The organism is Streptomyces cirratus, from assembly GCF_014650775.1.
Lineage (GTDB): Bacteria > Actinomycetota > Actinomycetes > Streptomycetales > Streptomycetaceae > Streptomyces > Streptomyces cirratus.
In genome coordinates, this window is sequence record NZ_BMVP01000001.1 from 822,900 (window position 1) to 849,195 (window position 26,296).

The 26,296-nt window shown below is 72.8% G+C and carries 26 protein-coding genes, 1 tRNA gene and 1 pseudogene; 10 read left to right on the forward strand and 18 right to left on the reverse strand.

From position 1 onward, the window contains the following. Nucleotides 1-52: 52 nt before the first annotated feature. On the forward strand, nt 53-454 hold the full coding sequence (locus IE207_RS03715) for a globin (protein WP_190182506.1): 402 nt from the start codon (nt 53-55) through the stop codon (nt 452-454). A 93-nt stretch (nt 455-547) separates the two neighbouring features. Here IE207_RS03715 and IE207_RS03720 read toward each other — a convergent pair whose 3' ends face one another. From IE207_RS03720 to ettA, 3 genes are read right to left on the reverse strand one after another with little or no spacing between them, the layout of a single operon-like run. Further along, nucleotides 548-1,264 carry a DUF8010 domain-containing protein gene (locus IE207_RS03720; protein WP_190182507.1) on the reverse strand — a complete coding sequence of 239 codons (717 nt, stop codon included), beginning with the start codon at nt 1,262-1,264 and terminating at the stop codon, nt 548-550. Beyond that, on the reverse strand, nt 1,261-1,734 hold the full coding sequence (locus tag IE207_RS03725) for an acyl-CoA thioesterase (protein WP_190182508.1): 474 nt from the start codon (nt 1,732-1,734) through the stop codon (nt 1,261-1,263). Before IE207_RS03725 ends, IE207_RS03720 begins: the two co-directional genes overlap by 4 nt. Nucleotides 1,735-1,745: 11 nt before the next feature. Beyond that, a complete protein-coding gene (gene ettA / locus IE207_RS03730; RefSeq protein WP_190182509.1) occupies nt 1,746-3,410 on the reverse strand; it encodes an energy-dependent translational throttle protein EttA in 1,665 nt (554 codons plus the stop codon). Nucleotides 3,411-3,523: 113 nt separating this feature from the next. Here ettA and IE207_RS03735 point away from each other — a divergent pair, with 113 nt between their 5' ends. Beyond that, the gene (locus IE207_RS03735) at nt 3,524-4,147 is read left to right on the forward strand and encodes a hypothetical protein (protein WP_190182510.1); all 624 of its coding nucleotides are present in this window, start codon (nt 3,524-3,526) and stop codon (nt 4,145-4,147) included. Nucleotides 4,148-4,201: 54 nt separating this feature from the next. On the opposite strand, the gene IE207_RS03740 is transcribed toward IE207_RS03735, so the two are convergent. The 6 genes from IE207_RS03740 to IE207_RS03765 form a co-directional block, all read right to left on the reverse strand. Then, a complete protein-coding gene (locus tag IE207_RS03740) occupies nt 4,202-4,588 on the reverse strand; it encodes a barstar family protein (RefSeq protein WP_190182511.1) in 387 nt (128 codons plus the stop codon). Nucleotides 4,589-4,612: 24 nt separating this feature from the next. Then, entirely contained in the window at nt 4,613-6,130 is a 1,518-nt protein-coding gene (locus tag IE207_RS03745) for a bifunctional phosphatase PAP2/diacylglycerol kinase family protein (RefSeq protein WP_190182512.1), read from the reverse strand. Nucleotides 6,131-6,856: 726 nt separating this feature from the next. Further along, nucleotides 6,857-7,972 carry a TQXA domain-containing protein gene (locus IE207_RS03750; protein WP_229873284.1) on the reverse strand — a complete coding sequence of 372 codons (1,116 nt, stop codon included), beginning with the start codon at nt 7,970-7,972 and terminating at the stop codon, nt 6,857-6,859. Between the two features lie 248 nt (nt 7,973-8,220). Then, the gene (locus IE207_RS03755; RefSeq protein ID WP_190182513.1) at nt 8,221-8,628 is read right to left on the reverse strand and encodes a single-stranded DNA-binding protein; all 408 of its coding nucleotides are present in this window, start codon (nt 8,626-8,628) and stop codon (nt 8,221-8,223) included. A gap of 99 nt (nt 8,629-8,727) precedes the next feature. After that, on the reverse strand, nt 8,728-10,545 hold the full coding sequence (locus tag IE207_RS03760) for a YfjP family GTPase (RefSeq protein ID WP_190182514.1): 1,818 nt from the start codon (nt 10,543-10,545) through the stop codon (nt 8,728-8,730). A gap of 4 nt (nt 10,546-10,549) precedes the next feature. Then, nucleotides 10,550-12,157, reverse strand: a complete 1,608-nt coding sequence (locus IE207_RS03765; RefSeq protein ID WP_190182515.1) for a dynamin family protein — start codon at nt 12,155-12,157, stop codon at nt 10,550-10,552. A gap of 332 nt (nt 12,158-12,489) precedes the next feature. On the opposite strand from IE207_RS03765, the gene IE207_RS03770 reads away from it, so the two are divergent. Next, a tRNA-Arg gene (locus IE207_RS03770) sits at nt 12,490-12,562 on the forward strand. Between the two features lie 166 nt (nt 12,563-12,728). On the opposite strand, the gene IE207_RS03775 is transcribed toward IE207_RS03770, so the two are convergent. Next, complete coding sequence (locus IE207_RS03775; protein ID WP_229873285.1) at nt 12,729-13,826, reverse strand: glycosyltransferase; 1,098 nt, start codon at nt 13,824-13,826, stop codon at nt 12,729-12,731. 265 nt (nt 13,827-14,091) lie between these two features. On the opposite strand from IE207_RS03775, the gene IE207_RS32945 reads away from it, so the two are divergent. After that, nucleotides 14,092-15,147, forward strand: coding sequence for a hypothetical protein (locus tag IE207_RS32945; RefSeq protein WP_229873286.1), 1,056 nt, complete (start codon nt 14,092-14,094; stop codon nt 15,145-15,147). Nucleotides 15,148-15,248: 101 nt separating this feature from the next. Here IE207_RS32945 and IE207_RS03785 read toward each other — a convergent pair whose 3' ends face one another. Continuing rightward, complete coding sequence (locus IE207_RS03785) at nt 15,249-15,722, reverse strand: phospholipase (protein WP_190182516.1); 474 nt, start codon at nt 15,720-15,722, stop codon at nt 15,249-15,251. Between the two features lie 446 nt (nt 15,723-16,168). On the opposite strand from IE207_RS03785, the gene IE207_RS03790 reads away from it, so the two are divergent. Then, entirely contained in the window at nt 16,169-16,696 is a 528-nt protein-coding gene (locus IE207_RS03790; protein WP_190182517.1) for a YbbD-related protein, read from the forward strand. 47 nt (nt 16,697-16,743) lie between these two features. On the opposite strand, the gene IE207_RS03795 is transcribed toward IE207_RS03790, so the two are convergent. Then, nucleotides 16,744-17,514: an alpha/beta fold hydrolase gene (locus IE207_RS03795; protein WP_190182518.1), complete on the reverse strand. Its 771-nt coding sequence runs from the start codon at nt 17,512-17,514 to the stop codon at nt 16,744-16,746. A gap of 90 nt (nt 17,515-17,604) precedes the next feature. Here IE207_RS03795 and IE207_RS03800 point away from each other — a divergent pair, with 90 nt between their 5' ends. The 4 genes and pseudogenes from IE207_RS03800 to IE207_RS03815 all read left to right on the forward strand — a co-directional run bounded on the left by IE207_RS03800 (nt 17,605) and on the right by IE207_RS03815 (nt 21,962). Further along, nucleotides 17,605-18,318: a 4'-phosphopantetheinyl transferase family protein gene (locus tag IE207_RS03800; protein ID WP_190182519.1), complete on the forward strand. Its 714-nt coding sequence runs from the start codon at nt 17,605-17,607 to the stop codon at nt 18,316-18,318. Between the two features lie 421 nt (nt 18,319-18,739). Beyond that, nucleotides 18,740-19,160 (forward strand): annotated as a pseudogene (locus IE207_RS03805) (GNAT family N-acetyltransferase). Nucleotides 19,161-19,236: 76 nt separating this feature from the next. Beyond that, nucleotides 19,237-20,499 (forward strand): S8 family peptidase, encoded by a 1,263-nt coding sequence (locus tag IE207_RS03810; protein ID WP_190182520.1) that lies wholly within the window; start codon nt 19,237-19,239, stop codon nt 20,497-20,499. Between the two features lie 170 nt (nt 20,500-20,669). After that, nucleotides 20,670-21,962 carry a hypothetical protein gene (locus IE207_RS03815; RefSeq protein WP_229873287.1) on the forward strand — a complete coding sequence of 431 codons (1,293 nt, stop codon included), beginning with the start codon at nt 20,670-20,672 and terminating at the stop codon, nt 21,960-21,962. On the opposite strand, the gene IE207_RS03820 is transcribed toward IE207_RS03815, so the two are convergent. Then, complete coding sequence (locus IE207_RS03820) at nt 21,929-22,081, reverse strand: hypothetical protein (RefSeq protein ID WP_190182521.1); 153 nt, start codon at nt 22,079-22,081, stop codon at nt 21,929-21,931. The genes IE207_RS03815 and IE207_RS03820 overlap by 34 nt on opposite strands. On the opposite strand from IE207_RS03820, the gene IE207_RS03825 reads away from it, so the two are divergent. Continuing rightward, entirely contained in the window at nt 22,080-23,096 is a 1,017-nt protein-coding gene (locus IE207_RS03825; RefSeq protein ID WP_190182522.1) for a WxL protein peptidoglycan domain-containing protein, read from the forward strand. The genes IE207_RS03820 and IE207_RS03825 overlap by 2 nt on opposite strands. A 105-nt stretch (nt 23,097-23,201) precedes the next feature. On the opposite strand, the gene IE207_RS03830 is transcribed toward IE207_RS03825, so the two are convergent. The 5 genes from IE207_RS03830 to IE207_RS03850 all read right to left on the reverse strand — a co-directional run bounded on the left by IE207_RS03830 (nt 23,202) and on the right by IE207_RS03850 (nt 26,244). After that, the gene (locus IE207_RS03830) at nt 23,202-23,633 is read right to left on the reverse strand and encodes a hypothetical protein (protein ID WP_190182523.1); all 432 of its coding nucleotides are present in this window, start codon (nt 23,631-23,633) and stop codon (nt 23,202-23,204) included. A gap of 71 nt (nt 23,634-23,704) precedes the next feature. Further along, a complete protein-coding gene (locus IE207_RS03835) occupies nt 23,705-24,145 on the reverse strand; it encodes a UCP032817 domain-containing protein (protein ID WP_229873288.1) in 441 nt (146 codons plus the stop codon). Nucleotides 24,146-24,646: 501 nt separating this feature from the next. Further along, nucleotides 24,647-25,495, reverse strand: coding sequence for a helix-turn-helix domain-containing protein (locus tag IE207_RS03840; protein ID WP_190182524.1), 849 nt, complete (start codon nt 25,493-25,495; stop codon nt 24,647-24,649). 16 nt (nt 25,496-25,511) lie between these two features. Next, nucleotides 25,512-26,033 carry a DUF6879 family protein gene (locus tag IE207_RS03845; protein ID WP_373304666.1) on the reverse strand — a complete coding sequence of 174 codons (522 nt, stop codon included), beginning with the start codon at nt 26,031-26,033 and terminating at the stop codon, nt 25,512-25,514. Next, entirely contained in the window at nt 26,017-26,244 is a 228-nt protein-coding gene (locus tag IE207_RS03850; protein ID WP_190182526.1) for a hypothetical protein, read from the reverse strand. Before IE207_RS03850 ends, IE207_RS03845 begins: the two co-directional genes overlap by 17 nt. Nucleotides 26,245-26,296 lie beyond the last annotated feature (52 nt).

Consider the following 26,296-nt stretch of genomic DNA (forward strand, 5'->3'; position numbering starts at 1 on the left):
GGGAGGTCCTAGGACCCCGGTCCTCCGTCCGGGTGTCTGAGACGATGGTCGGGTGAATGACAATCCGCAGGGCACGGTCCAGGAGCAGACCTTCTACGAGCTGGTGGGCGGCGAGGCCACCTTCCGCCGGCTCGTCCACCGCTTCTACCAGGGCGTCGCCGAAGACCCGCTGCTGCGCCCGATGTACCCGGAGGGCGATCTCGGCCCGGCCGAGGAGCGGTTCGCGCTGTTCCTGATGCAGTACTGGGGCGGCCCGTCCACGTACAGCGAGAACCGCGGGCACCCGCGGCTGCGCATGCGTCACGCGCCGTTCCAGGTGGACGCGGCCGCGCACGACGCGTGGCTGGGCCACATGCGGGTCGCGGTGGACGAGCTGGGGCTGGCGCCGGAGCACGAGGCGCAGCTGTGGCGGTACCTGACCTACGCGGCCGCCTCGATGATCAACACGGCCTGATCAACGGGCTACGGCCCAGGGGCTCCGGCCAACGGGCACCGGCCAACGGGCGCCGGCCAACGCGGCGTGATCGAGATCCCGGGTCGACCCGGTTCAGACCGGCCGCACCAGCAGGGCGCCGAGCCCCCCGGTCCGCCCGGGGCGCCGCATCGCGACGGACCCGTACGGCGTGCTCAGCCGCAGCCAGCCGCCGCAGGTGAACAGCGCCACCGGTTCGGGCCGCTCGTGGGCCGCCCGTGCCGGGACGGTGGTGCGCACCGGCCGCAGGAAGCCGAGGGACTGCGCGGCGTGGACGGCGCGCAGCGGCAGTTCCGTGTCGCCGAGGGCCCGGGACCAGATGTCGCGGCCGATCCGGTCGCGTTCCGACCGGGTCCGGTGCTGCGGGGGCAGTGCCGCGTCACGGGCGCGGAACTCCGCGACGGCCCCGGCCACGGCGGCCCGCATGGCCTCGGCGCCCGGCAGCCCGGGCACCTGCTCCCAGCCGCCCCGCGGCGGCAGTACACCGGCCCACGGCGGCCCGGTGACCGGCTGCGGCACGACGGCGCCGGCAGCGACCTCGTCCACCGACTCCAGCAGCTCGCCGGCGGACACCGTCAGGTCCAGCGGCCGCCCGACGGGCGCGGCGAGCCGCACCGCACGGACGGCCAGGACGTCGAAGGACGGCGGCCGTCCGAAGACGGCGAGCGCCCCGCCTTCCGCCCGGGCCTGCAGGCGGACGACGGCGGCACGGTCGTAGTGCACCAGCCGGCCCAGGAAGGCGGCGAGGTCCGCCGCCTCCCCGGAATCGGCGAAGCGCAACTGCCCGTTCATGCCGCGATGCGCCCTTCACTGCGCTTCGGGGCACCCGCCGGTACGGGCTCGTCGAGGTACTCCTCCAGGAAGCGCCTCTCCTCGGCCGTGATGCGGCGGGGCCGCCCCTCGGCGAGGTTGAACGGCACGACCACGGTTTCGGCGCGCACGTAGACCGTCTCCGGTGCGTCCTCGGTCGCCTCGTCCTTGACCTCGTAGCGGATGGTCAGGGACGCGGCGCCGATCCGGGTCACCCAGCTCTCGATGAGGACCGGCTCGTGACGGTGCACGAGGGGCAGCTTGTAGTCGATCTCGTGCCGGGCGACGACGGAGCCGCCCGTGAAGGACTCGCTGCCCTCCCCCGGCGCCAGGCGGAACATGAAGTCGATGCGCGCCTCCTCCAGGTAGCGGAGGAAGACGACGTTGTTGACGTGCCCGAAGGCATCCATGTCCGCCCAGCGCAGCGGGCACCGATAGTGGTGTCTGGCCATGGCCTCGGACCTCAGCCTCGGGTGAGCTTCTTGTAGGTGGCACGGTGCGGACGGGCCGCGTCCGCGCCGAGACGCTCGATCTTGTTCTTCTCGTACGACTCGAAGTTGCCCTCGAACCAGTACCACTTGGACTCGCCCTCGTAGGCGAGGATGTGGGTGGCGACCCGGTCGAGGAACCAGCGGTCGTGGGAGATGACCACGGCCGCACCGGGGAACTCCAGCAGCGCGTTCTCGAGCGAGGACAGGGTCTCGACGTCGAGGTCGTTGGTGGGCTCGTCGAGGAGGAGCAGGTTGCCGCCCTCCTTGAGGGTCAGCGCCAGGTTCAGGCGGTTGCGCTCACCACCGGACAGCACGCCGGCCGGCTTCTGCTGGTCCGGGCCCTTGAAGCCGAAGGCGCTGACGTACGCGCGGGACGGCATCTCGACCTGGCCGACGTTGATGTAGTCCAGCTCGTCCGACACGACCGCCCAGAGGGTCTTCTTGGGGTCGATGTTGGCGCGGCTCTGGTCCACGTACGAGATCTTGACGGTCTCGCCGACCTTGATGGAGCCGGAGTCCGCGGTCTCCAGGCCCTGGATCATCTTGAAGAGCGTGGTCTTGCCGGCGCCGTTCGGGCCGATGATGCCGACGATGCCGTTGCGCGGCAGCGTGAAGGACAGGTCGTCGATGAGGACCTTGTCGCCGAACGCCTTCGAGAGGTTGTTGACCTCGACCACGATCGAGCCCAGACGCGGGCCCGGCGGGATCTGGATCTCTTCGAAGTCGAGCTTGCGCATCTTGTCCGCTTCGGCCGCCATCTCCTCGTAGCGGGCGAGACGGGCCTTGGACTTGGTCTGACGCCCCTTGGCGTTGGACCGCACCCACTCCAGCTCTTCCTTGAGGCGCTTCTGGCGCTTCTCGTCCTTGCGGCCCTCGACCTTGAGGCGGGCGGCCTTCTTCTCCAGGTAGGTGGAGTAGTTGCCCTCGTAGGGGTGCGCGCGGCCGCGGTCGAGTTCGAGGATCCACTCGGCGACGTTGTTCAGGAAGTACCGGTCGTGGGTGACGGCCACGACGGCGCCCTTGTACTGCGAAAGGTGCTGCTCCAGCCAGTTCACCGACTCGGCGTCGAGGTGGTTGGTGGGCTCGTCGAGGAGGAGCAGGTCCGGGGCCTCGATCAGCAGCTTGCACAGCGCCACGCGGCGCTTCTCGCCACCGGAGAGGTTGGTGACCGGCCAGTCGCCGGGCGGGCAGCCCAGGGCGTCCATGGCCTGCTCCAGCTGGGCGTCGAGGTCCCACGCGTTGGCGTGGTCCAGGTCCTCCTGGAGCTTGCCCATCTCGTCCATGAGCGCGTCGGTGTAATCGGTCGCCATCAGCTCGGCGACCTCGTTGAAGCGCTTGAGCTTGCCCATGACCTCGGCGGCGCCGTCCTGGACGTTCTCCAGTACGGTCTTCGACTCGTCGAGCTTGGGCTCCTGCATGAGGATGCCGACGCTGTAGCCGGGCGACAGGAAGGCGTCGCCGTTGGACGGCTGCTCCAGGCCGGCCATGATCTTGAGAACGGTGGACTTACCGGCGCCGTTGGGGCCGACCACACCGATCTTGGCGCCTGGCAGGAAGTTCAGGGAGACGTCATCGAGAATCACCTTGTCGCCGTGCGCCTTGCGCGTCTTGCGCATGGTGTAGATGAACTCAGCCAAGAGAAACCGTCCGGCAGATCGATGGTGGGCAGATACACCCCATCTTGCCTGACGTCCATACCCACGGGCGAATGGGTAGGTCAGAGCCCCTGAGCTGGGGCGGGGGAGGATTCGTGGACAACGCCTTGCTGGCGCTCGCCGGCACGACGATCGCGGTGGCGGGCACCCTCCTCGCGCCGGTCCTGTCGCAGCGGCTCGTGACACGCGCCGAGACCCACCGCTTCGACCGGCAGGAACGGGCGGCGGACGCGCAGTGGGCCCGCGAGCAGCAGGCCGTCGAACTGGACAAGAGGCGGGAGTGCTACGTGACCTCGAACGCCGGCTACCGCCGCTACCGCATAGAACTCATGAAGTACCTGTGGCTGGTCCACCGGGGCGAGGTGACCGTGGAAGCGCGCACCGCCTTGGAGGAGGCGCGCCATGCGATGCACGCGTCCTTCGCCGAGGCGCAGATGGCCGCCTCCGACGCGGTGCTGGCGGAGCTGGACTCCATGTCGCGGACGCTCGCGCAGATCTACGACGGGGTGCTGCGCCTGGAGGAGGACACCGCCGCATCCGGCGGCTCGGTCGAGTCGTTCGAGGAGATGCGGGCCGCTCTGCTGCGGGTCAACGAACAGTGGGTGGTCATGCGCGGCGCCATGCGGGCCGACCTGGGGGTGGCTCCGCCGGCGGGGCGCTCCGTCCCTGACGGCGGCGACGTCATCGCCGACGGCCTGCGGACGGCCCCGGAGGGGTGAGGCGGTGCTCCCGCCTCAAGCCTGCGCGTCCGGCAGGCCTGCGCGTCCGGCAGATCACAGGAGGCGGAGGACGGCGGGTGCCGCGTCCGTGAAGGCCCCCGTCAGCATGTCGAAGAGGGTGGGGCCGCGGCCGGCGCGGGCCCGGGCGAGCTCCTCGGCGACGCGCTCGCGGTTCGTGTAGTGGCAGCGGGAGAAGACGCCTTCCAGGTAGCGGGCGGTTCCGGGGTGGCCGAGGGCCCGGCGGGAGGCGGCGTGGTCGCGCCATTCGAAGACGTACGAGCCGTCGTCGGGCGTGCCGAAGCCGCCGCGGAGGCAGTCGGTGAGGCTGTCGAGGCCCTTGCCGAAGTAGCCGCCGGGGCCGTTGACGGCTTCTCCGAGCGCCGTCCAGAAGTCCTCAGGGGTGTGGATGCCGGCGCCGTCGATCACGTAGGTGGTGGTCACAGCACTGGGGACCCGTGGCGGCCCTCAGTGCGGTCGGTAGACGGTGAGGGCGTGGGGCAGGGCGTCGAGGACGAAGGCGGAAGGGGCGTGGGCGTACTCGCCGTCGTAGGCCAGGGGCGTGCCCTCGGGGATGTCGGCGATGCGCAGGCTGCGCAGCTTGGTCGCGGTGTGGACGGGGGAACGGGTGAGGGGGCCGGCGAAGGCGGCGGCGAGGAGGCGGGGGCCGGGGCGGCCGCCTCCGTAGACCATCCGTACGTCCAGCAGCCCCTCACCGATGCTGTCGCGGCGGCGGGGGGTGGGGCCGGTGCCGTGGTAGGTGCCGTTGCCCGCGAAGAGCAGCCAGACCTTGCGGGGCCGGCCGGCGAGCCGCAGCGCGACGGGGTGCTCGGCGCGCAGCACCCGCCAGGCGGCCAGCAGCGCGGCGGGCCCCCCGCCGATCCGGGGCGCCCAGCGCAGCCGGTGGCGCAGCAGTTCGGGGTAGGCGCCGATGCTGAAGGTGTTCAGGAAGTACCCGGCCTCGGTGCCCTCCCCGGCGGGATCGTCCGCGGCGTGTCGCGGGGCGGGGCGGGCGCCGGGGGTGAAGCGGCCGACGGCGACCCGGACCGCGTGCCCGGCGGCCAGGGCGCGGCAGGTGTCCTCGGCCCCGGCCAGCCCGAGGTCGAGGGCGAAGTGGTTGAGGGTGCCGCCGGGGAACACGGCCAGGGGGATCTCGGCGCGCAGGGCGGCCGTGGCGGCGGCGTTGATCGTGCCGTCTCCGCCGCAGATCCCGAGCACCTTGGAGCGGGCGGCCGCCGCGGCGAGTTCCGCCGGCAGGTCGGGGCCCGCGCACTCGACGAGCTCCGCCTTGGGCAGCCGGTCGAGCACCGAGTCCAGCCCGGCGCGGGCGGCCGTCCCCGAGTCGGTGTTCACCACGACGGTGAGCCCGTCCCCGTCGGGCAGTGCGGGCGCCCCGACCGCCCTGCGTTCGTCGCCCGGCACGACCCGGGCCTCCTCCACGTCCCGCGCGAGCCGGCGCACGACGAGCCCGGCGGCGACGCCGAGTGCGGCACCCGCCACCACGTCGGAGGGGTAGTGCACCCCGGTGTACACGCGGGAGAACGCCACCGAGGCGGCCACCGGTGCGAGGAGCGCGCCCCATCCCGGGGCCTCCAGGGCGAGACCGGTGGTGAACGCGAAGGCGGAGGCGGAATGCCCCGACGGGAACGAGGTGGTCCAGGGCTGGGTGGTCAGCCGGCGCACGGTGGGCACGCCGTCCAGCAGCGGGCGGGCGCGGCGCACCGACAACTTGCCGACGGTGTTGATGGTCGCCGAAGCAAGCGCGAGCGAGGCCGCGCCACGCAGCGCGGCCTTCCTGGAGCGGGTCGACCCGAACACGGCGATCGCCGCGGCGGCCCCGCCCCACAGCACGCCGTGGTTCGCGGCCCGTCCGAGTCGCGGCAGCACCCGGTCGGCTCCGGGCCAGTGCCGTTGCGCCACCGCGTCGAATAGCCGCCGGTCCCACCGCGCGAATGTGCCCTGCCACGTCAGATCCTGATCACCCATTGCCACCGCCTACCCAGCAGCCCCGATTCCGAATCAGCCCCCTACGCGCCTCCTCCACGCCACCGCCCGACCCCACACGGCGGCGGGGCACCCGAAGCATCGGGCGGTGCGGCCCGGGCTGCGGCGGGGGCGGGACCGGACACCACCTGCGGGGCGGTGCCCGCCGCCGCGCGGGATCCGGCCGGGGCGCGAAGGCCGGGGCCGGGCGCCGTCCCACCACGCAGACGGCCGCCCCGTCCAGACCCGAGCCCGAGCCCGCCACCAGCGGTGACGCCGCTGGGCGCCGGCCGCCTCCCCACCGGGCCGGCCCGCCGCACACCCCCTCCCCGCCCGTGGCAGCCGGGGGGCGACCGGGGCCCGCCCAGGCCACCGCGAGCCGGAGCCCCCCGGCTCCCCGGTAGTCGGCCCGCACGGGGCAACCCCGCCCCACCCGGGACACGCCCCGCCTCGTGCGGGCCGGGGCCCCGGCGCCGGTGGCCGGCCCCCGCCGGGGTGTCGGCCGCGGGTTTCCGCGCCGGGCAGCCGGCTGGGGCGCGCTGGTGCTGTGACGGGAGAGGTTCACCGGGTCGCGGCGCCCGGCACGGCACCTCTCCCTCAGCTGCCGCTGGGAGGTGCCCCCACCGTTGTCGAAACCGCGCGAGTACGTCCGGTACGAGCCACGGCCCTCCGCCTTGCGCTGCACCGCACCGGACGCCGCGACCCGGCAGAACCTTCCCGGCCACCGCACTAGGCGTCGTCCTCGCCCTCCAGGGGGCGCTTGCGGAGGAGGAGGACCACCATGCCGCCCAGGATCACCAGGCCGACCGCCAGGGCCGCGATCACCGGGGTCGCCCCCGAGCTGCCGCTGACGGCCAGGCGCTCCCCGTCGGCGGAGTCCTGCGGTGCCGACAGCGCCACCGCCGTCGCGCCGCCCATCGGCATCGCGTCGGGCGAGGGCCACAGCGCCGTCGCGGTGGCGGCCGTCGCGACCGCGCTGGAGCCGGCCACGATCTGCGCCTGCCCCGGGACCCCGTTGGCGAAGACCCGCCCGACCGGGACCCTGGTGGAGCCCTGGACGACGACCGAGGCGTGCCCGTCCGGGGTCCCCGCGGGCACCTCGAAGTACAGCCGGGTCCCGTTGCCGGCGGTGGTCAGCGGCCGCCCCTCGGCATCCACCACCCGCACGCCCATCGCCACCGCCGCCGCGTCGGGGGTGACCGTCACGCTCTGCGCGCCCGTCCGCACCGTGACCGGCCCCAGCCGGGCGCCCGTCGGCCCTGAGACCGGACCGGACACCTGCCCGGGGTCCAGCCCCAGCGACGCCGGGGGCTCCGACAGCCGGCCCGCCTCCCGCTGGAGGTAGCCGGCCAGTTTCTCCGCCGCCGGGTCCGCCGCCTCGACCTGCGCGCCGTCGGCCAGCCGCCAGATCGCGACCTGGGTCCCGGCCGCCGCGCTCTCGGCGGTGAGGGATCCGGCCCCGGCCGCCTTCGCGAGCCCGGCCAGGTCGTTGAGCTGCGGGTAGGAGTGCTCCAGCACCCAGCGGATCCGGCCCGCGTCCTGGTTGGCGGCCAGCGGGGTCCCGCCCCACCCGCTCTCTGTGTACCGGGCCTCGGGCTGCGCGAAGCCCGCCACCCCCACTCCGTACGTCTGGAGCATGCCGCCGCCGTCGACGCGCATTTCGTACAGCCCGGCCGGGATCTGCCGGACCGATCCGTCTCCGCCGCGCAGGACCGCCTGCCCGTACGTCTTCAGCCCGTCCAGCACGGCGCTCGCGCCCCCCGGGGCCCGGTCCGCGGTCGAACCGGAATCTGCCGCGGCCGCCGCTCCCGGGGCGGCGGTGAGGGCCGCGGCCAGCAGGGCCACCGCCAGCGGCCGCCGCGCGGAGGCCCGTACGGAAGACCGCCCGGCGTCCGGAACCGGAACACCGGCCGGTGGAGCCGGCGGCGGGCCCGTAACGGCAGCAGGTTCAGGAGCAGGTTCAGGAGCGGGAGCAGGAACAGCGGCGGGAGCAGGAACGGAGGGTGCGGGAACAGCGATCGACACAGTCTTCCCCTTCGGGCCGAAGGCCCAGGTGCCCGTGAGTACCGGGTGATCTTAGCCCCCTCGAACATTCAGACCACCGCCGCCTTCTGAGCATCCATCAGCGGCACGTCCGTTCTCACGACCCGGCGGAATGCCGCCGTCCCCCGGTTGAGGTCGTGTCCGATGGCGGTGGCGTCGATGTCCGCCGAGAACCACCGCACGCCGTCCCCGTCGGGCGGGTCTTCCCTGACCCGCAGCCGCCCGTGCACCACCAGCGGCTCCCCGACCGAAACGGAACTGGCCAGGTTCACCGCCAGCGCCCGCCGCGCCCACACCGTGTAGAAGCTGGTGGACCCGTCGGCCCACGCCTCCTTGCGCCGGTCGAAGTACCGCGGCGTCACCGCGAACCGGAACCTCGCCGACGGACCCGCCGGCGTCTCCTTGAAGTCGATCTGGGTCGCCACGTGGCCCACCAGCGTCACCTGGGTGTCGTTCATCCCGGCTTCCCCTCCCCCGCATCCCGTCCCCGCGCGGACCGTCCGCACGCGGTACGACCATGCTGGCCCGCTGCCCCCCGTCCCGCTCGGGCCTGTGGATTACTGGCGGGTTGTGGACAACCTCGCCACCGTCGCGTACTGCTCGCGCACTTCCCGGTAGCGCAGCAGCTCCGCCGCGACCGGCTCCAGCACCCGCGCCCGCCCGCACCCGGCCGCCGCCTGCCGCAGCCGCTGCTCCGCATCCTGCCCGTACCGGCGCGCCGGGCCCCGCGCCGCCATCGAGCAGGCCCATTCGACCAGCGGCCCGCCGACGATGCCCGCCACCATCAGCAGTACCGGAGGCATCAGGCGCGGCTCCAGGACCCCGATGATCTGCCCGGTCAGCCACACTCCGCCGAAGACCTGGAGCAGCGTCATGGCCGCCTGCGCCAGTACCGCCGCCGGCCACCACTTGGGCCGCGGCGGCTTGGCCCTGGGTACCGCGACGGCCGTTCCCAAAGTCACCGCGATCTCGTCCAGCGCCTCCGGCAGCCGCTCGGCCCCGCGCACCGCCGTCTCCCGTACCGCCTGCGCCCACGGCTCCGGCAGCCCGACGGCCGCCTCGTCCGCGACGGTCCGTACGGCCTGCTCCACCCGCTGCCGGGCCGTGACCTCCTCCTCGGCCGGCGCCGGTCCGGCCCCCGGGGAGCGCCCGATCGCCGCGAGGGCGGCCAGTCCCGACAGGGAGCGCGGGGAGCGCCTGCTCTCGTACCAGCGCCACAGGCGCAGCCACGGCGTCCCGCACGCCTTCCCGGCGTTGCGCCGCCAGGCCCGCTCTGCGGCGAGCCCGACGGCGTACGCCCCGACCGCCTCCGCGAGCCGGTCCTCGAAGGCGGCGCGCGCCGCCTCCCCGATCTCGGGCCCGGAGTGCCCGTCGGCGACGTACAGCGGGTGCAGGTGTGCCGCGGCCCGGTCGACATCGGCGGAGATCCGCCGGGTCGCGGCGCCCTTCTCCTGGGTGAACTGTGCGAGGAGTTCGCGGAGTTCCCCGACGCCCTCCCCGGTCAGCGCGGACAGGCCGAGGACGGTGGCGCCGGGCTCGCCGTGTTCGCCGAGCGCCATGCCGTCCTCGTCGAGCAGCCGCCGCAGGTCGTCCAGGACCAGGTCGGCGGCCTCCCCGGGCAGCCGGTCCACCTGGTTCAGCACGACGAACGTCACCTCCGCGTGCCCGGCCAGCGGCCGCAGGTACCGCTCGTGCAGCACCGCGTCGGCGTACTTCTCCGGGTCCACCACCCACACCACCGCGTCGACCAGGGCCAGTACCCGGTCCACGTGCTCGCGGTGCGCGACGACCGCCGAGTCCAGGTCCGGCAGGTCCACGAGGACCATGCCGCGCAGCGCCTCGGCCTCCGGCGTCTCCCGGGGCCGGCGCCGCAGCCGTCCGGGGATCTCCAGCCGGTCGAGCAGTCCGGCCGCCCCGTCCGACCAGCTGCAGGCGATCGGCGCGGCGGTGGTCGGGCGGCGCAGTCCCGTCTCGGAGATCTGCACTCCGGCCAGGGCGTTGAAGAGCGTGGACTTGCCGCTGCCGGTGGCTCCGGCGATCGCGACGACCGTGTGCTGGGGGGAGAGCCCGCGCCGTGCCGCCGCCTCGTCGAGCACGCGGCCGGCCTCGGCGAGGCTCTTGCCGTCGAGGATGCGGGTGCGTGAGAGCCCGACGAGCTGGCGCAGCGCGTCCAGACGGGTCCGAAGCGCCTGCGCTTCGGGGCTGGGCGGGGGCGCGGGCACCTTGCCGCCGTCGCTGCCGGCTCCGGAGACGGCCCGCACGAGCGCGTCGTCGCTGTCGTCGTCGTCCGGGCCCTCGCCGGTGGGCTTGGGGCGCGAACGTGCGATGAAGCCGTCGTCCCAGCGTTCCCCGTTGCGGTCGGTCAAGGCGCTCACCGTGTCACCTCTCCTTCTGCAGTACGGACAGCGCGGCGATGAGCTCGGCCTGTGGTTCGGGGGTCACTTCGAGGGCTTCCAGCGGGGCGAGCCGACGGTCGCGTTCGGCGCGCAGCACCTGGTCGAGGTGGTCGCCGACCAGTTCCCCGCCCCGGTCGCGCAGGCGCAGGGCGGCTTGTGCGCCGATCCGCTCGGCGAGTTTCTCCCCGGCCGGCCGGGCCCTCTTGCCGCCGAGGAGGGCGGAGACGAGGAGGGCCGCGACGGCGTCGGGGTCGGGCGCGGGCTGCCGGTCGAGCTGTGCGACCTCGTCCTCGGCGAGTTCCTCCAGCACGCGCCGCCAGCGGCGTACGGCCATGCCGATACGTTCCGCCGCTTCGCGGTCGGGGGCGGGCAGGGGCAGGGCCGCGGCGGCGGGTTCGCGCCTCCAGGCGTCGGCGATCCGTTCGTCGGCGGCGGCGACCGCGCACTGGAGCAGCGCGGCGAGGGATTCGGCTAGCGAGTCGAGCAGTTCGTCGGCGCTCGTGTCGAGGGGGTAGCCGCGCCAGCGCGTCAGGGCGTCACCGGCTAGTACGGCTCCTCGGTCGAGCCGGTTGCGCACCCGCCTGCCCTCGCGCTTGTACGCGTCCTCGACCGCGGCCGTCAGCCGTACGGCGGCGGCGTGCTGGGCGGCGACGGCGGAGGCGAGTTCCGGCATGCGGCGGCCGAGGGAGTCGAGCGCGCCGAGCGCGGTGCGTCCCACGGCGTACTGGCGGGCGGCCGGGTCCGTGGCGTGGTGGCTGAGCCACTCGAACAGCGGCGCGACGGCGCTGGCCGGCAGCAGCCCGCCCCCGCCGGCCGACTCGGGCAGCTCCGGGACCGTGAACCGCGGTACGTCGCCGAGGCCGGCCCGCGTCAGCAGGGCCCCGTACTGCCGTGAAACGTCGGCGAGCACCTGGTGCGGGACCCGGTCGAGGACGGTGACGAGGGTGGCCTTGTACTGCTTGGCGGTACGCAGGAGGTGCCAGGGGACGGCGTCGGCGTACCGGGAGGCGGTGGTGACCATGACCCAGACGTCGGCGGCGCAGATGAGTTCGGCGGCGAGTGTCCGGTTCTCGACGACGAGGGAGTCGATGTCGGGTGCGTCGAGGAGGGCGAGGCCGCGGGGGAGGGTGGAGACGGTCTCGATGCGCAGTTCGCGGGTGGCGTGGTGATGTCCGCGCGGATTCGTCCTTCTGGGTGCGGGGCGTGCGTCCTCCTCGTCCTGCGGAGCCCATACGCGGGTGAGGTCGGGCAGGACCCGCATACCGGCGAACCAGTGGTGGTCGTCGGGGTGGCAGACGAGCACGGGGATGCGCGTCGTGGGGCGCAGGACACCGGCTTCACTCACCTGGCGGCCTACGAGGGAGTTGACGAGGGTGGACTTTCCGGCCCCGGTGGACCCGCCGACGACGGCGAGCAGCGGCGCCTCGGGCGCCTTGAGCCGGGGTACGAGGTAGTCGTCGAGCTGCGCGAGCAGCTCGGCTCTCGTCTGGCGGGCGCGCGGGGCGCCGGGCAGGGGCAGCGGCAGACGCACGGACGCGACCCGGTCGCGCAGGGCGGACAGGGCATCGAGCAGCTGAGGCCGAACATCCAAGGTCACCACATGCGAAGAATGCCCAATTTAAGGCCATTTTTGAAGCTTATACGCCCTCTGCGCGCCGACCGCGACTCCAGCGGGACATCATGGACACGGCGGACGAGTGGGACGCAGGCATAACGAGTGCACAACACCCAGGGGCGGCGCGGCGCAAAAGCGATGCGAGAATCGCACCTGCCTGCGATTATCGGACCGCTTCACCGAACCTCCACATCGTGGCACGCGGGTGAAGCAACCGGGACAAGGCGACCGGAGCCCTATCCTTGACCCGGCACGGACCACAGTCCCACCCCCACCCAGGGGCTCCAGGCCACCACGGCCACCTTCCGGCCCCCGTAGCTCAGTGGATAGAGCAGGCGCCTTCTAAGCGCTTGGCCGCAGGTTCGAGTCCTGCCGGGGGCACTCTTTCCACACACGAAGCCCTCCCACCGCGGAGGGCTTCCGTGCAGGCCGGGGCAGACCCGTCGGCAGGCCCCAAGCGCCGGGGGCGGCGCGCCGATCCGTACCCGGCGAGTGCCTTTTACAGCCACCGTCCGGAGGATCCGCGCCCGGGCAGTGCCGCCAGGGGTTACGGCGTCGCCGGGGCCGGTTCGGGGAGGGGGGCGAGCCGGCGGGCGGAGAATTCGCGGTTGGCGAGGGTCTGCTTGCGGTGGGCCTCGGGGAGGTCGGGCAGCTCCAGCAGGCGGTCGCAGGCTTCGAGCGAAGCGGCGTAGTCACCCACCCAGTACGCCGTGATCGAGTACTCGAACAGCAGCCCCCAGCGGTACACCCACGGCTGGATGAAGAGCAGGTCGTCCGGCCGCTCCCGCCCGAGCGCGAGCCGGACGAAGGCGTGCGCCGCGTGGTACCGGCCCATCCGGCGCAGCCGGCTGGCCAGTTCGTAGCAGGCTTCGAGGCGCTGGGGGCGCGCCTCCCAGGCGCGCGAGAGGGCGTCCATGGCGGACGGCCAGTCGTCGGATTCTGCGCGCAGGATCCCGGACTGCAGGAGCGCGAAGTACACCTCTTCGGCCCAGCCGCCCATCTGCGCGCGCCGCTCGTACAGGGCGATCGCCTCGTCCGTGCGCCGCATGTCGCGCAGGGTCTGGGCCAGGTAGAAGACGGTTCGAGGGTTGGTGGGGTCGCGTTCCATCTCGGCGCTCAGCAGCCGCTCGTCGCGTTCGAACTTGTCGTGCTTGGAGCCGCCGTCGCCGTAGTCCTCGATGACGAGCGCGTCCAGGTTCTCCTGCGAGTGGTCCTGGTCGGCGGTCAGGTACTCGTGGGTGACGCCCTCGTAGCGCCAGGGGAGGTCACCGCGGACCAGGCGCTTGATGCGGTACTCGGTCGGGCCCTCGTGGCGGAGCATGTAGGAGTCGGCCGTCAGCGCGGGAAGCGGGCCGTCGCGGCGGATGACCAGGTCGGCGTCGAGCAGGAGCAGGTAGTCCGCGCGGCCGCGGGCGCGGGCGATGTTCAGGCTCCGGTTGTGGCCGAAGTCGCGGAAGGGTTCCTCGTGGAGTTCGCCCGGGATGCCGTGGAGCGCCGTGCGGATGAGCTGCTGGGTTCCGTCGGTCGAGCCGGTGTCGGAGATGACCCAGGTGTCGACGAGGTCGCGGACGGGGGCGAGGCATCGTTCGATGACCTTCGACTCGTTCTTGACGATCATGCAGAGGCAGATGGACGGCTTCTTCACGGCATCACCATTTCGTGCGGGTCGGGCCGGGCGACCTGGCGACATGCGACCTTAGGGACCGGTTCGGGACGACCGTGGGCGGCACGCCGAGGCGCACGGGCGGGTTCGCCGGGGCCGTGCGGCTGTTGGAGGTGGGCTTGTAGGCCAATCCGTTAATCGACCGACAAAAGCCTCAAGTCACCACATCGGGACTCCGAAGACGGCAGGGGAAGCGTGAACCCGCTTCCCCCACACCACCTGATCCGGCTCGACAAGGAGCACACGAATGAGTCCTGGGCCCACGAACCGGTCCTGTCTTGGACCGCTTCCCCAACGCGGCACCTGGCTGAAAGGCGGCGTCGTCGCGTCGCTCGCCCTGCTGCTGACGGGAATCGCGAGTCCCGCGATCGCCATGGCGCCGCACGCCACGACCGCAGCCGGCATCCGTCTGTCGGGTGCGCCGGCCGCCGACGACGACCACTGCCAGGGCCGGCCGCCGCACCACCACGAGGACGGCCCGTCGCAGGAGCAGAACCAGCAGGCGCGGCTCGGCCAGCCGGGCGCCGAGAAGATGGTCCCCGGCCAGCCGGCGGCCAAGAAGGCGGCCCACGACGACAGGTGTGAAGGCCCCACCGGACCGACCGGCCCCGAGGGTCCTCCCGGACCGACGGGCGACACCGGGCCGACCGGTGACACGGGTCCGACGGGTGACACGGGTCCGACGGGTGACACGGGTGCGGCAGGGACGCCGGGTGCGGCCGGACCGGCGGGACCGGCGGGTGCGGCCGGACCGGCCGGACCCCAGGGAGTCGCAGGACCCGGGGGACCCGCGGGACCGGCGGGCGTGGCCGGACCGGCCGGACCCCAGGGAGTGGCAGGGCCGGCCGGTCCGGCGGGTGCCACCGGGCCGTGCGCCGACATCGACGCCTTCGCCGCACGGGACGCGGTGGACTTCCAGGCCGTGCTCACCGGCGGCAAGACGTACGTGGGCAGGGGGACCCCGCTGGGCGGACCGATCGTCTGGCAGGACCTCACCAACACCACGGCCACCATGAACGACCCCGCGAACCCGGACTACCCCGCGGGTGTCTGCGGCGTCGCCATCGAGGTGCGGGACGGCAATGCCTGGGTCAAGGCGGTGACGGTGAACGGGACCGTGTGGCAGACACACGGCGACGTCGCGGGCACCACGTTCGTCTGGGACGAGGCCTGGACCCAGCAGACGACCCCGACGCCGGTGACGCTCCGGAGCAAGAAGTTCTCGTCGGCCGTGAAGCCCGCCGCCGGCCCCAAGGGAGCCGCGAGCCCCATGGCCGCCCCGCAGAGCATGAAGCGCCCCTGACGCTCGGGGTCGTGCGAAGTACGGAGCTGCAGAAGTAGTGCGGTGACGTGTGCTGTGTCCGCCGGCTCGCGGGGACACAGCACACGTGCGTGTCCGGGGGCTCAGGGGGCAGGGGTGACGGCGTCCTGGGCGACGGCGGTGCCCGGGCCGACGCCGAAGGTCTTGACGGCCTGGTAGTAAGTCCAGGCGGTGCTGAGGCAGGAGGCCTTGCGCGCCCCCGCGTAGTGGCCGCACACGCGCTTCATGTCGGCGTGGAAGGCGTCGTCCAGACGCGGTTTGGACTCGCGGAAACGGCCCGCCGCACGGTAGTTGCGGTAACCGAAGTCATGGCGCGCGCAAGCCATCCGGAACGGGAAGCCGAACGGGTCGTCGGGGGAAGTGGTGCAGTAGTCCGTCGTCCAGTCGAAGTCGTACGCCGCCCAGTTGCGCCGGTTCGCGCGCGCGTCGGCCCAGGCGTCGTAGCTCGCGGCGCTGGTCCGGGTCCAGTCGCTCAGGATCCGCGGCTTGTCCGGCGGGGGCACGAGGGCGAGCAAACCGGCGGCCGCGGACACGAGGAGCGGGGCGAAGAGGCGCAAGGGGTCCTCCGGGAACGGACGGATCAACGGGCGGTGCGCACGGGGCGGCCGGCGGCTACGGCTGTTCCAACGCGCGGCTCGCTCGCGGGTATCGGGGCGGGGCTCACTCGCGGGTATCGGGGCGGGGCTCACTCGGGGGTATCGGGGCGGGGCCGGTCGTGTACGCCTCAGGTATGACTTCGTGTCACTCGTCGGCCGGGCGGTCGGCTGCCGCCGGCCGGCCGGCGTGCGGAGGGGGCCGAGGCCGTGACCGGGGCCGTTCGCACCGCGCGGGCGTCCGGGAGGCGCCGGGGAGGGGGAGGAGGCGAGCGCTTCGCGTTGGGGCGGAACGTGCGCGGGAGGCGGACACCGCTCTCAGGTATGAGCCATGTCAGACTTCCGGCAGATTTCCGGTTCGTTCTGCGGAGGGACGCGCGAGCGGGTCCCCCGAGCGAACACTTGGCTTCATGAACCGCCGCCCGCTCGTCATCGTCGCCGCCACGGCGGGAGTCCTGGCCACCGCCGCCCTCGCCCTGCCCCACCTGCCGCCCAACCCGGTCTCCGACTCCTTCAACGAGAGCCTGTTCAAGGAGAAGGGGAAGCACTTCGCGACCACCGCCGATGCGCCGACGCGCGGTGACCGGGCGTTCGCCCTGCCGAGCTGGGTACCGAAGGACGCCACCGACATACGCGTACGGGCGCGCACCGACGGCCGGGCCCGGCTGATCCGGTTCACGCTCGGTGCCACCCCTCTGGACGGCCCGCGGTGCGCGGCGGGGACGGCGCCCGGCAAGGTCCGGGGTCCGCAGCTGAACGCCCGGTGGTGGCCGGGTGACGCCCGCGAGGACGCGCGGCCCGACTGCCGGGACCACTACCAGTACCAGGTCGCGGTGCGCGGCAAGCGGGTCTACGCCTGGACCGACGGGACGCCGTCCCCGGGCGGCCTCGTACCGCAGGGGACGGCCCCGGCGGTACGGGCGTCCGCCCATCGGTAGGGCGTGCCGGTCCGGCGGCCGCCGGGGCCGGGCGGGTCACCGGCCCGTCAGGCCGCGCGCAACGCCCCGGCGGTGGCCCGGGCGAAGCCGTCGGGGTTGTCCAGCATGATGTTGTGCCCGCAATCGGGGACGGGGACGACCGCGACGCCGGCGGCCTTGAGCTCCTCGGCCCCCGGGAGGGGCCCGTCCGCCTCGGGGAGCAGGTAGGTGCGGGGTATCTCCAGCTCCAGCAGGAGTTGCCGCACGGTGGGCGTGGTCCCCGCGGCGAGGTGCACGGCGGAGCGGTACAGGGCGGTGCGGCCGGCCAGCCGCATGGTGGACCACCAGTGCGCGCCCACCCGGTCGCGGATCTCGGCCCAGCCGCCGTTCAGGAAGTCCTCCTCGGTGTAGGAGGCGATGGCTCCGGAGCCCGCCGCGCGCCGGTCCGGCCGCACCGGGTCGAGGTTGGCGTCGACCAGGACGAGGCGGGAGACCAGTTCGGGGTGGCGCGTGGCCAGGACGACGGCCACGGCACCGCCCATGCTGTGGGCGATCACCTCGGCGCCCTCGGTGCCGGCTTGGCCGAGTGCCTTCGCGAGGGCGTCGGCGTGCGCCTCCAGGGTGTACGTGAACCCCTCGGGCCGGTCGCTGAGCCCGTGACCGAGCAGGTCGACGAGGAGCGAGCGCCGGCCCGCCAGCAACGGGTGGGCGGCGGCGGCTGCGAAGTAGGCGGGCGAGGTGGAGCCGAGGCCGTGGAGGTACACGCGCGCGGGTTCCTCCCCGGGCAGTTCGACCCAGCGGATGCGGTCGTCCTGCGGTGTCACGGCGGCACTGTGCACGATGTTTCCCCTGGAACGGTGGTGCGGCGGAGTCGGTTTGAGGGTAGCCGGGCCTCGGAAGGCGGAGGCGGCCTCGTCTACCCTCGTCAGGTGACGGTGTACGTGAACCAACTCGGCGGTGACCTACCGCGCGTCGGCCCGCCGCCCGAGGGCGAGGCCGTGACCGTGTGGGCCTTGGACACGGGCCGCAGTGTGGTGGCCGGGCACGCGGTGGAAGAGGCCGCGGCGGTACTCGACGCGGCGGAGCGGGAGCGGGCCGGACGGCTGGTGCGGCTCACCGACCGGCACGCCTACCTGGCCTCCCACCTGGGGCTGCGGGCGCTGCTCGGTGCCTACCTCGGGCAGGCCCCGGCGGACGTCTGCCTGATCCGTGAGGAGTGTCCCTGCTGCGGCGGCCCGCACGGGCGCCCGGCGGTGGCCGGCGGCGGGCTGCACTTCTCGCTGTCGCACACCGCCGGAGTGGCGTACGTGGCGTTCGCCGCGATACCGGTCGGGGTGGACGTGGAGGGCACTCCGGGCGCGGCGGTGGTGACGGACGTGCTGAGCACGCTGCACCCTGCCGAGACGGCGGAGCTCACGGCGCTGGCGGAGGCGGACCGCCCGGTGGCGCTGGGCCGCCTGTGGGCCCGTAAGGAGGCCGTCCTCAAGGCGACGGGCGCGGGCCTCGCGCGTGGCGTGGCCGAACCCTACGTCGGCTCGGGCCCCACCCCGGCCCGGGTGACGGGCTGGACCCTCCGCGACCTCCCGGCCCCACCGGACTACGCCGCGGCCGTAGCCCTGGCCGGGCCTGAACCGATCCCCTGACCGGGACGCGCCCGCACCCGTCCCCGCACCGTGGACCGACCGGGCGGAGCGCACACCCCGGCCGGACGGCAAGGTACCGCGCCGGCGTGTTCACCGGCGCGGCCCGATCGGCGTGCGGCGGACCGACGCTTGCGGCGGGCTCGGGGAACCCGGCGGACGACGGGGGCGCCGCGCCCGCCGCCCGCCGGGAAGGCACGCCGAGCTCGCGCGGGCGCGGCCTGGTGCTGCGGCCGGGAAGGTTTGCCCGGTCGCGGCGTCCGGTGCGGTGCAGCGCAAGGCGGAGGGCCGTGGCCCGTACCGGACGTACTCGCGCGGTGTCGACAACGGTGGGGGCACCTCCCAGCGGCAGCCGGGGGAGAGGTGCCGTGCCGGGCGTCGCGACCCGGTGAACCCTCCCGGCCACAGCACTGGTATCGGCGGCATGGAGATCCGTCGGGCGCGGACCGTCGCCGAGTTGGTTGCCGCCGAAGGGCTGTTCGACGGGCCCGTGCGGGAGGAGTGGGCGCAGCGGTTCCCGGACGCGCCCGGGCATCTGATGCTGCTCGCCCACGTCGACGGCGTCCCTGCCGGAATGGTCTCCGGCATCGAGATGAGCCACCCCGACAAGGGCACCGAGATGTGCCTGTACGAACTCTCGGTGGACGAGGGATACCGGCGCCGCGGCATCGGCCGGCAGCTCGCGCCGGCCCTCGCCGAAGAGGCCCGGGCGCGCGGGGTGTCACGGCATGTGGGTGGGGGTCGACACCGACAGCGAAGCGGCGCTGGCCACGTACGCCTGCGCCGGCGGGCGGGACGAGGGCGTCTTCGCCATGCGCGGCTGGGCGCCGGCTGACGCCCCGTAACCCCTGCGGCGGCGTGTCGGGGGCCACTCGGCGCACCCCCCGCGCGGCCGCCCCCCACCCGGCCGAACATCGCGGCATGACCGCACTCACCGCGCTGCTCCCGACCGCAGCCCTCCTGGCCACGGCCGCCCTGTCCACCGCTCCGTCCCCCGAAGCCCCCACCGCCCCCTACGTCGTGGTCCTCAAGGACGGCGCCTCGCGCGCGCCGGCCGCCGCGGCCCGCGTCATGGCCGCGGAGACGGCCGGGTCCGGCGACGAGGTCATGGCCGTCTACGACACCGCCCTCGCCGGCTTCGCCGTCCGCACCACCGCCGCCCGCGCCTCCGAGCTCGCCGCGGATCCCCGGGTGGCGTACGTCGAGCCGGACACGGAGTTCCGCACCAGTGACACCCAGCAGCCGGCCCCCTGGGCCCTGGACCGGCTCGACCAGCGCGAACTCCCGCTCGACGGTTCGTACACGTACGCCACCAAGGGCGAGGGCGTCACCGTGTACGTCGTCGACACCGGGATCAACACGCTGCACCAGGAGTTCGGGGGCCGCGCCCGGGCCGGCGTCAACACCGTGTGGCTGGAGGGTGCCGACGACTGCAACGGCCACGGGACCCATGTGGCGGGAACGATCGGCGGGGCGACGTACGGGGTGGCGAAAGGGGTCTCGCTCGTCTCGGTGAAGGTGGCGAACTGCCGGGGCAGCGGGCGGCTGTCGTCCCTCGTGAACGGCATCGACTGGATGGTGAGGGACGCCCTCAAGGCGGCCAAGGCGGCGAACGCGGCGGCAGCGGCGGCAGCGGCGGGCAAGGGCACCGCGCCCACGACCACACCCACCACCACGCCCGCGACCCCGCTCACCGCCACCGCCGCCGCGCCCGCCGTCGCCAACATGAGCATGGGCGGCACCCGCAGCCGCGCCCTCGACACCGCCGTCACCCGCGCCATCGCCGCCGGGATCACCTTCACCGTCGCCGCCGGCAACTCCGGCAAGGACGCCTGCACCGGCTCCCCCGCCCGTGTCCCCGACGCCGTCACCGTCGCCGCCACCGACACCGCCGATCACCGCGCCGCCTTCTCCGCGTACGGCTCCTGCGTCGACCTCTCCGCCCCCGGCGTCGGCATCACCTCCGCCTGGAAGGGCTCCACCACCGCCCTCGCCCGGGCCACCGGCACCTCCATGGCCGCCCCGCACGCGGCAGGCGTCGCCGCGCTGATCCTGGCCGACGGCATCCGCAGGACGCCCGCCCAGGTCACCCAGACCATGCTGCGCAGCGCCGTCCCCGACCGGATCACCGGCCTCCCCGCGGGCACCCCGAACCTCCTCCTGCACACGCCCACCGTCGGCTAGAACCCGATTTCACCGACCCTGATGGGACATCAATGTGTGTGCGCTTCGCGGGAAGCCAAGTCATTGACTTCTCATCACCGCGACGCGTCAATGTCGGCCTCCGCACCGGCTCGTCCTCCCCCACACAGCGGGTGGGGGGAGGGTCCGTCCGACGAAGGAGTCGCGACCCAGTGAGTACAACGTTCCGACGAAGAGTGCTGGCCGGGGCGGGCGCGCTGTCCCTGGCCCTTACGGGTGGTGTCGTCGCCATGACGGGGACGGCGCAGGCCGCGACCAAGACGACCCCGGTGCCGGTGAAGTGCGTCGCCCCCGCTCCCCAGCCGGGCGCCAACGGCACCCAGGACTACACGATCACGGTGCCGGACACGGCCAAGGCCGGTCAGAGCGTGCCCATCACCATCGACCCGGGCGAGACCCCGGTCATCCCCATGTTCACCATCGACACGGTCAACACCATCAAGGCGAAGCTGCTCGTCGGCGGGGTCGCGCAGACGGTCACCGGCCCCGCCGTCCCCAGCCACCAAGAGGCCGGCAAGAAGTCCGACCCGCCCGCGTTCAGCGGGACCATCACCGTCCCGGACGGCAGCGAGGGCACCACGCTGCAGATCACCATCGACCAGGTGGTCACGGACGCCGACCTCGGCGGCACCGTCTACACCACCACCTGCACGCCGGACCCGCGCCCCAGCGCCTCCGTCGGCTCGATCGCGGTCGAGGCGCTGCCGAAGGACCCGGTGACGACCAAGGTCACGCCCAACAGCGGCAAGGCGGGCACCGCCGTCTCCGTGACCGGTGCCAACTTCCCGGCCGGCCCGGTCACCTGCTCCGCGCTCCTCGCGGGTGCGGCCACCGGTGACACCGGCAGCGGCACGGCGGACGCCTCCGGCGCCGCCACCTGCGGTCTGACGGTGACGAAGAAGGCCGACGCGATCAGGATCGACGGCTCGGTCACCCCGTACAAATCGTTCGTGTTCGTCGAGGACCAGGCGGGCGTCAAGAACCCCGTCGACGTCGAGGTGCTGCCCGGGCCGCTGGCCCTCGGTCCGAAGGACGGCCAGCCGGCCGTGAGCTTCGGCGCGGTCACCATCAACGGCAAGGCGCAGTCGGTGTTCGGCGCGTTCAACGCCGCCACCGTGCAGGACTTCCGCGGCGGTTCCCTGGGCTGGGACGTCACGGCGACCCGCACGCCGTTCCTGAACTCCTCCACGGGCCACTCCATGGCCAAGGCGCAGATCGGCATCCAGCCGTCCTGCACGGTGACCAACCCGGACAGCCCGAGCACCTGCACCGCGGGTGCGCCGGGCGCCATCACGGACACCCCGATGAAGATCGCCTCGCAGGCGGCCGGCGGTGACGAGCTGACGGGCGGCGAGTTCGCGGTGGGCGGCGCGGCGATGCTCCAGCTGCCGCCGTTCATGTTCGCCGACACCTACCAGTCGGTCGTGACCTTCTCGATCGCCTGATCCGTCGCCGGGAGGGTGGTGCGGCCGGGCGCCGCGCCACCCTCCCGGTCCGTGAAACGCCGGTCCGCGAACTGCCGGTCCGCGACCGTGGCGCCCGCCCGAGGCTGGAGACCCGACATGCGTCCCCGCACCCCTTCCCCCTACGCCCTGCTCCTCGCCCTCCTGCTCCCCGTCGCCTCGCTCCTGCTCGGCGCGCCCGCCGCGAGCGCCGCCGACAACGGCACCTGGGGGGTCTTCCCGACGCCGCCTCCCGGGGCGGCGATGACGGAGCGGGCGTACTTCTTCCACCAGGGCGCCGCCGGGTCCACCCTCAGCGACAGCGTCACCATCGTGAACTCCTCCGACAAGGAGCTGACCTTCCAGGTCTTCGCCGCCGACGCCGTGAACACTCCGGTCGGCGGGGCCTTCGCGCTGCTGCCGGTCGAGACGTTGCCCAAGGACGTCGGCGCCTGGATCGCCCTGCCGCCCGGGACGGCGCACACCGTCACCGTCCCGCCCAAGGGCCGCAAGGACGTGCCCTTCACGGTGAAGGTCCCCGAGGACGCCGCTCCGGGTGACCACGTCGGCGGGATCGTGGCGCTGAACACCGCGGTGGAGGGGATCCGCCAGGACGGCAAGGTCCAGGTCGGGGTGAAGCGTTCGGTCGGCGCCCGGCTGTACTTGCGGGTGCCGGGGCCGGTGGCGGCGGGCCTGTCCGTGGAGGACGTGCGGGTCAGCCGGGACGCGCCGCTGCTGCCCTGGGTGCGGCGCGCCTCCGCGAAGGTCTCGTACACCCTGGTCAACCGGGGCAACGTGGTGGTCGAGCCGCGGGTGACGCTGTCCGCCGAGGGGCTGTTCGGGCGGAGGGTGCTGGACCGGCCGGCCCGCGACCTCAAGCTGACGCTGCTCCCGGGCCGGCGGATCGAGTTGACCGAGGCGTGGCCGGACGCCCCGCAGTCGGACCGGGTGCGCGTCCGCGTCGAGGCCGGCGCGTCCGCCTACCCGGACCTGCGTTCCCGGGCCGGTACCGACTTCCTCGCCGTTCCCTGGCCCGCGCTCGGCGCCGCCCTCCTCCTCGCGGCGACGGCGCTCGCCGCCCGGGCCCTGCGCCGTCGACGCGGCCTCCGTCCGGAACGGGGCTCGCCCCCCGCGTGAGGGTTGCGGGGGGGCGAGCGGTCCGGCGGAAGGGCGTGCCGTCAGTGGTTGCGCGGGAACCGGAAGTGGCCAGCGGCCTTCCACAAAGCCAGCGCAGGACTCGTGTCAGGCTCGGTAGAGGGTAGGCTGTTCCGCCGCCTGCTCCGGCGTGAGCCCTTCTACGGTCAGGTTCCCGGTCCACAGGTGGTCGCGGTTGGCGTAGGTGGCTTCGAAGCTGACCCGCTTGCCACCGGGCTCCAGCTTCCAGCCCTGTTGCTCGAACTGGGCGATGCGGTCGCTCCCGCAGACGAACGCTCGCGTGGCCTGGATGAGGATCCACTGCGCAAGCTCGGTGTCCTTGGCGGCGGACTTGCCGCACTTTCGGGCCATGTCCCAGAGCCGAGGCCACCCCACCCCCGGGGTCACGGGGCCGACGACACCAACGTCCCCGATGCGTCGGTCGTCCAGGTGGTGCGTGGCGTAGCCGAAGACGACGCCGAACATGGTGAACACGGTGACCCTGCCGTTGCAGGTGAGGCCCTCGTCATTGCTGCTCATTGATGGAACCCTTGGCTCTGTGACGGTCCGGGCGCCTTAGCCACGCCCGGACCGTTCCGTTCACGGGTGGCTCAGCAGCCGTCGCCGTCGCCGCAGCAGGCCGGCGGGTTGCACTCCTTCGCGGCACCCCACAGCCGGTCATCGACGTAGAACCCGGCCTCCTTCACGCGGTCCACCACGGACCCGATCAGCGGACGGGTGCGGACGGTGGCCTTGGGTTCGTGACCGAGGAAGAACCCGAACTGCTCGTCGCACCACGCGGCGTACGCCTGGGTGTGAAGCACGAACGAGTGCCATCCGGGGTCCACGGCGTCCGACGGGCTCATGTCGAACGCGCGGGTGTCGCCCATGACCTTGAGGAAGGCAAGGGCCTGGTCCACGATCCGACGGGCCGCGGACAGCTCGTGCCCGTACTCCTCAGAACAGAACTCGGACACCTTCTCGAACAGCTCGGGACTGACAAGGTCCCGCCCGCGCCTTAAGGCGACGGGAGATTCCAGCATGGTCGTCATGAGTGGCTCCTGTCGGGTCGGTTCAGGCTGCGGGCGGGGGCGGGAACTGGTCCCCGCCCCCTCCGGACTTGTCTCCGGAATCGGTCATCGCTTCACCTCCTTTCGACGCAGGGGGACGGAAGGGGGGTGCTACCCGCTCCGGAAGGGGCGGGGGTCTCTGAGGGGCTAAGCGCCCCAGGCACGGGGCGCGACAAGCGCCACGGTGACCACCCATGCGGCGGCAGCCGCGACGCTCAAGGAGCGGCTCACGGGCTCACTACCTGCACGCCGGCCACGTCTTCGTAGAAGCGGCGGAACATCTTGTGGTAGAGGTTCCGGGCCGTGTGGTTCATGCACTGCCGGTCCACGTCGGCGGCATGGAGAGGCGATCTACCGCCGGGTTCATGGGCTTCGTCTGAATGCTGGCCATTGGCACCCCTCCCGATGACTTCGCGGTCGATGCAACGACCGTAGGGAGCGGGCTGCGGTGCGCTCAATGAACTTGCACGAGCTTGCAGGAGATCACCCGAGCACCGCGATGGCTTCCGCGATCAGGGCGCGGGCCGGCTGCCCGTGACAGGCCAGTTTCACCAGCTCAGCGAACATGCGCGCGTACGTTTCGATCTCGCTCGGCTGCTTCACGGTGACCTGAGCTGTGGCGAGCTCGACGATCACTTGGGAGTAGTCGTAGATCCAGAAGCCTTCGACGGGCCACATGATCCGTTCTGTGGCCATAGGAATCACGCCGAGGCTGACGTTGGGCAGTACGGCGATCTGAAGCAGGTGCCCAAGCTGGGCGGCCATGACTTCGGGGCCGCCGAAGCGGGACCGCAACGCGGACTCCTCAAGCACTATCCCGAAGTGCCGGTGCGCGTCGTGCAGGTAGCGCTGGCGGAGCATCCGTACTTTGACCGCTGCCTCTACATCGTCAGGGATCTGCCTGAACGTGACAATGCGGTTCATGATCGCAGTGGCGTAGTCAGCCGTCTGGAGAAGGCCCGGGATCACTCCGGGCTCGTAGATACGGAAGCGGTTCGTACGGGCGTACAGCGGCACATGAGCCTCTTGACCGCGCTTGAGGCCGGCTCGCTGCAAGCGCTTCCACTCCACGTACATCTCATCGATGCCGTGTGCCGTGGCGCGTAGGTCTTCGTAGTCCTGCGGAACCCCGCAGATGGTGACGTAGGCGAGGAGGTCTTGGTCCGAGGGCGGCGTCTTGCCGTTCTCGATGCGAGAGGCTTTGGACTCGCTCCAACCCGCACGCGCGGCCAGCGCCCGCGCTGTCAGGCCGGTCGGCTTGCGCATGTCTCGCAGCCGCCTGCCGAGGGCAGCGCGGGCGTCCTGTACTGCTGATGAAGGTGACGTGTTCACTGAGGTTTCGAGCGCGTTAGGTGGGCTGGTACTCCGAGTGCGGCGTAGCCCGTTCCCAGACAGCTTCGAACGCACCGACGCACAGCTTCAGGATCCTTGGGTCCTCGGTCATCTCCAACCAGTCGCCAGGGGCGCACTCGCCGTTCCCGTCGAAGTGCAGGACAAGAACAGTCCTGTTGTCGAAGACCCAGAAGTCGTTGCCTGGGAAGGCGATATCAGTAGCGTTCCGTCGCGGGAGCCACCTGATTTCCTCCCCGGCCTCCACGTTGGCGTCCGAGACGTGGTGCTCGAACCGGAGGTAGTCCGATTCCGGGACGGAGAACACACGGGCGCGACGGATGGACACGCCCCTGTCCGTGGCGTCGCGGACCCACTTCAGCCAGTGACGCATCTCCGGATCGTTGTCTTCGGGGAGGTCGCGGAAGCCCTGCTTCCAGGCGATGAAGCTGGGGTCCGACTCCATGTAGCCGTCCCGCATCTCCAGGTGGATCGCGCTGCGCTCGGCCGAAGCGAGAAGCTGCTCAAATGACGGGACCATCGGCACCCTTGACCTCCAAGAAGAACTGCACCATGCGTCGCGGCAGCTCGATGACATCCTCATGATCGGGGATGTCCATCAGTTGCCTGCGTTCCGCGTCCGTCACCTTGAACCCCTGCACCAGGTAAGTGTCAGTGGCGTCGTCCAGATAGATCGTGGGCGAGCCGCCGTCCTTGCTCTCAGGGTCCTTGCCAAGCTTGTGCAGGGTCATGGTGTCCTCCTCGCTCGGGGCTGCCGATCGCTGTGTGAAAGCTTGCGCCGCT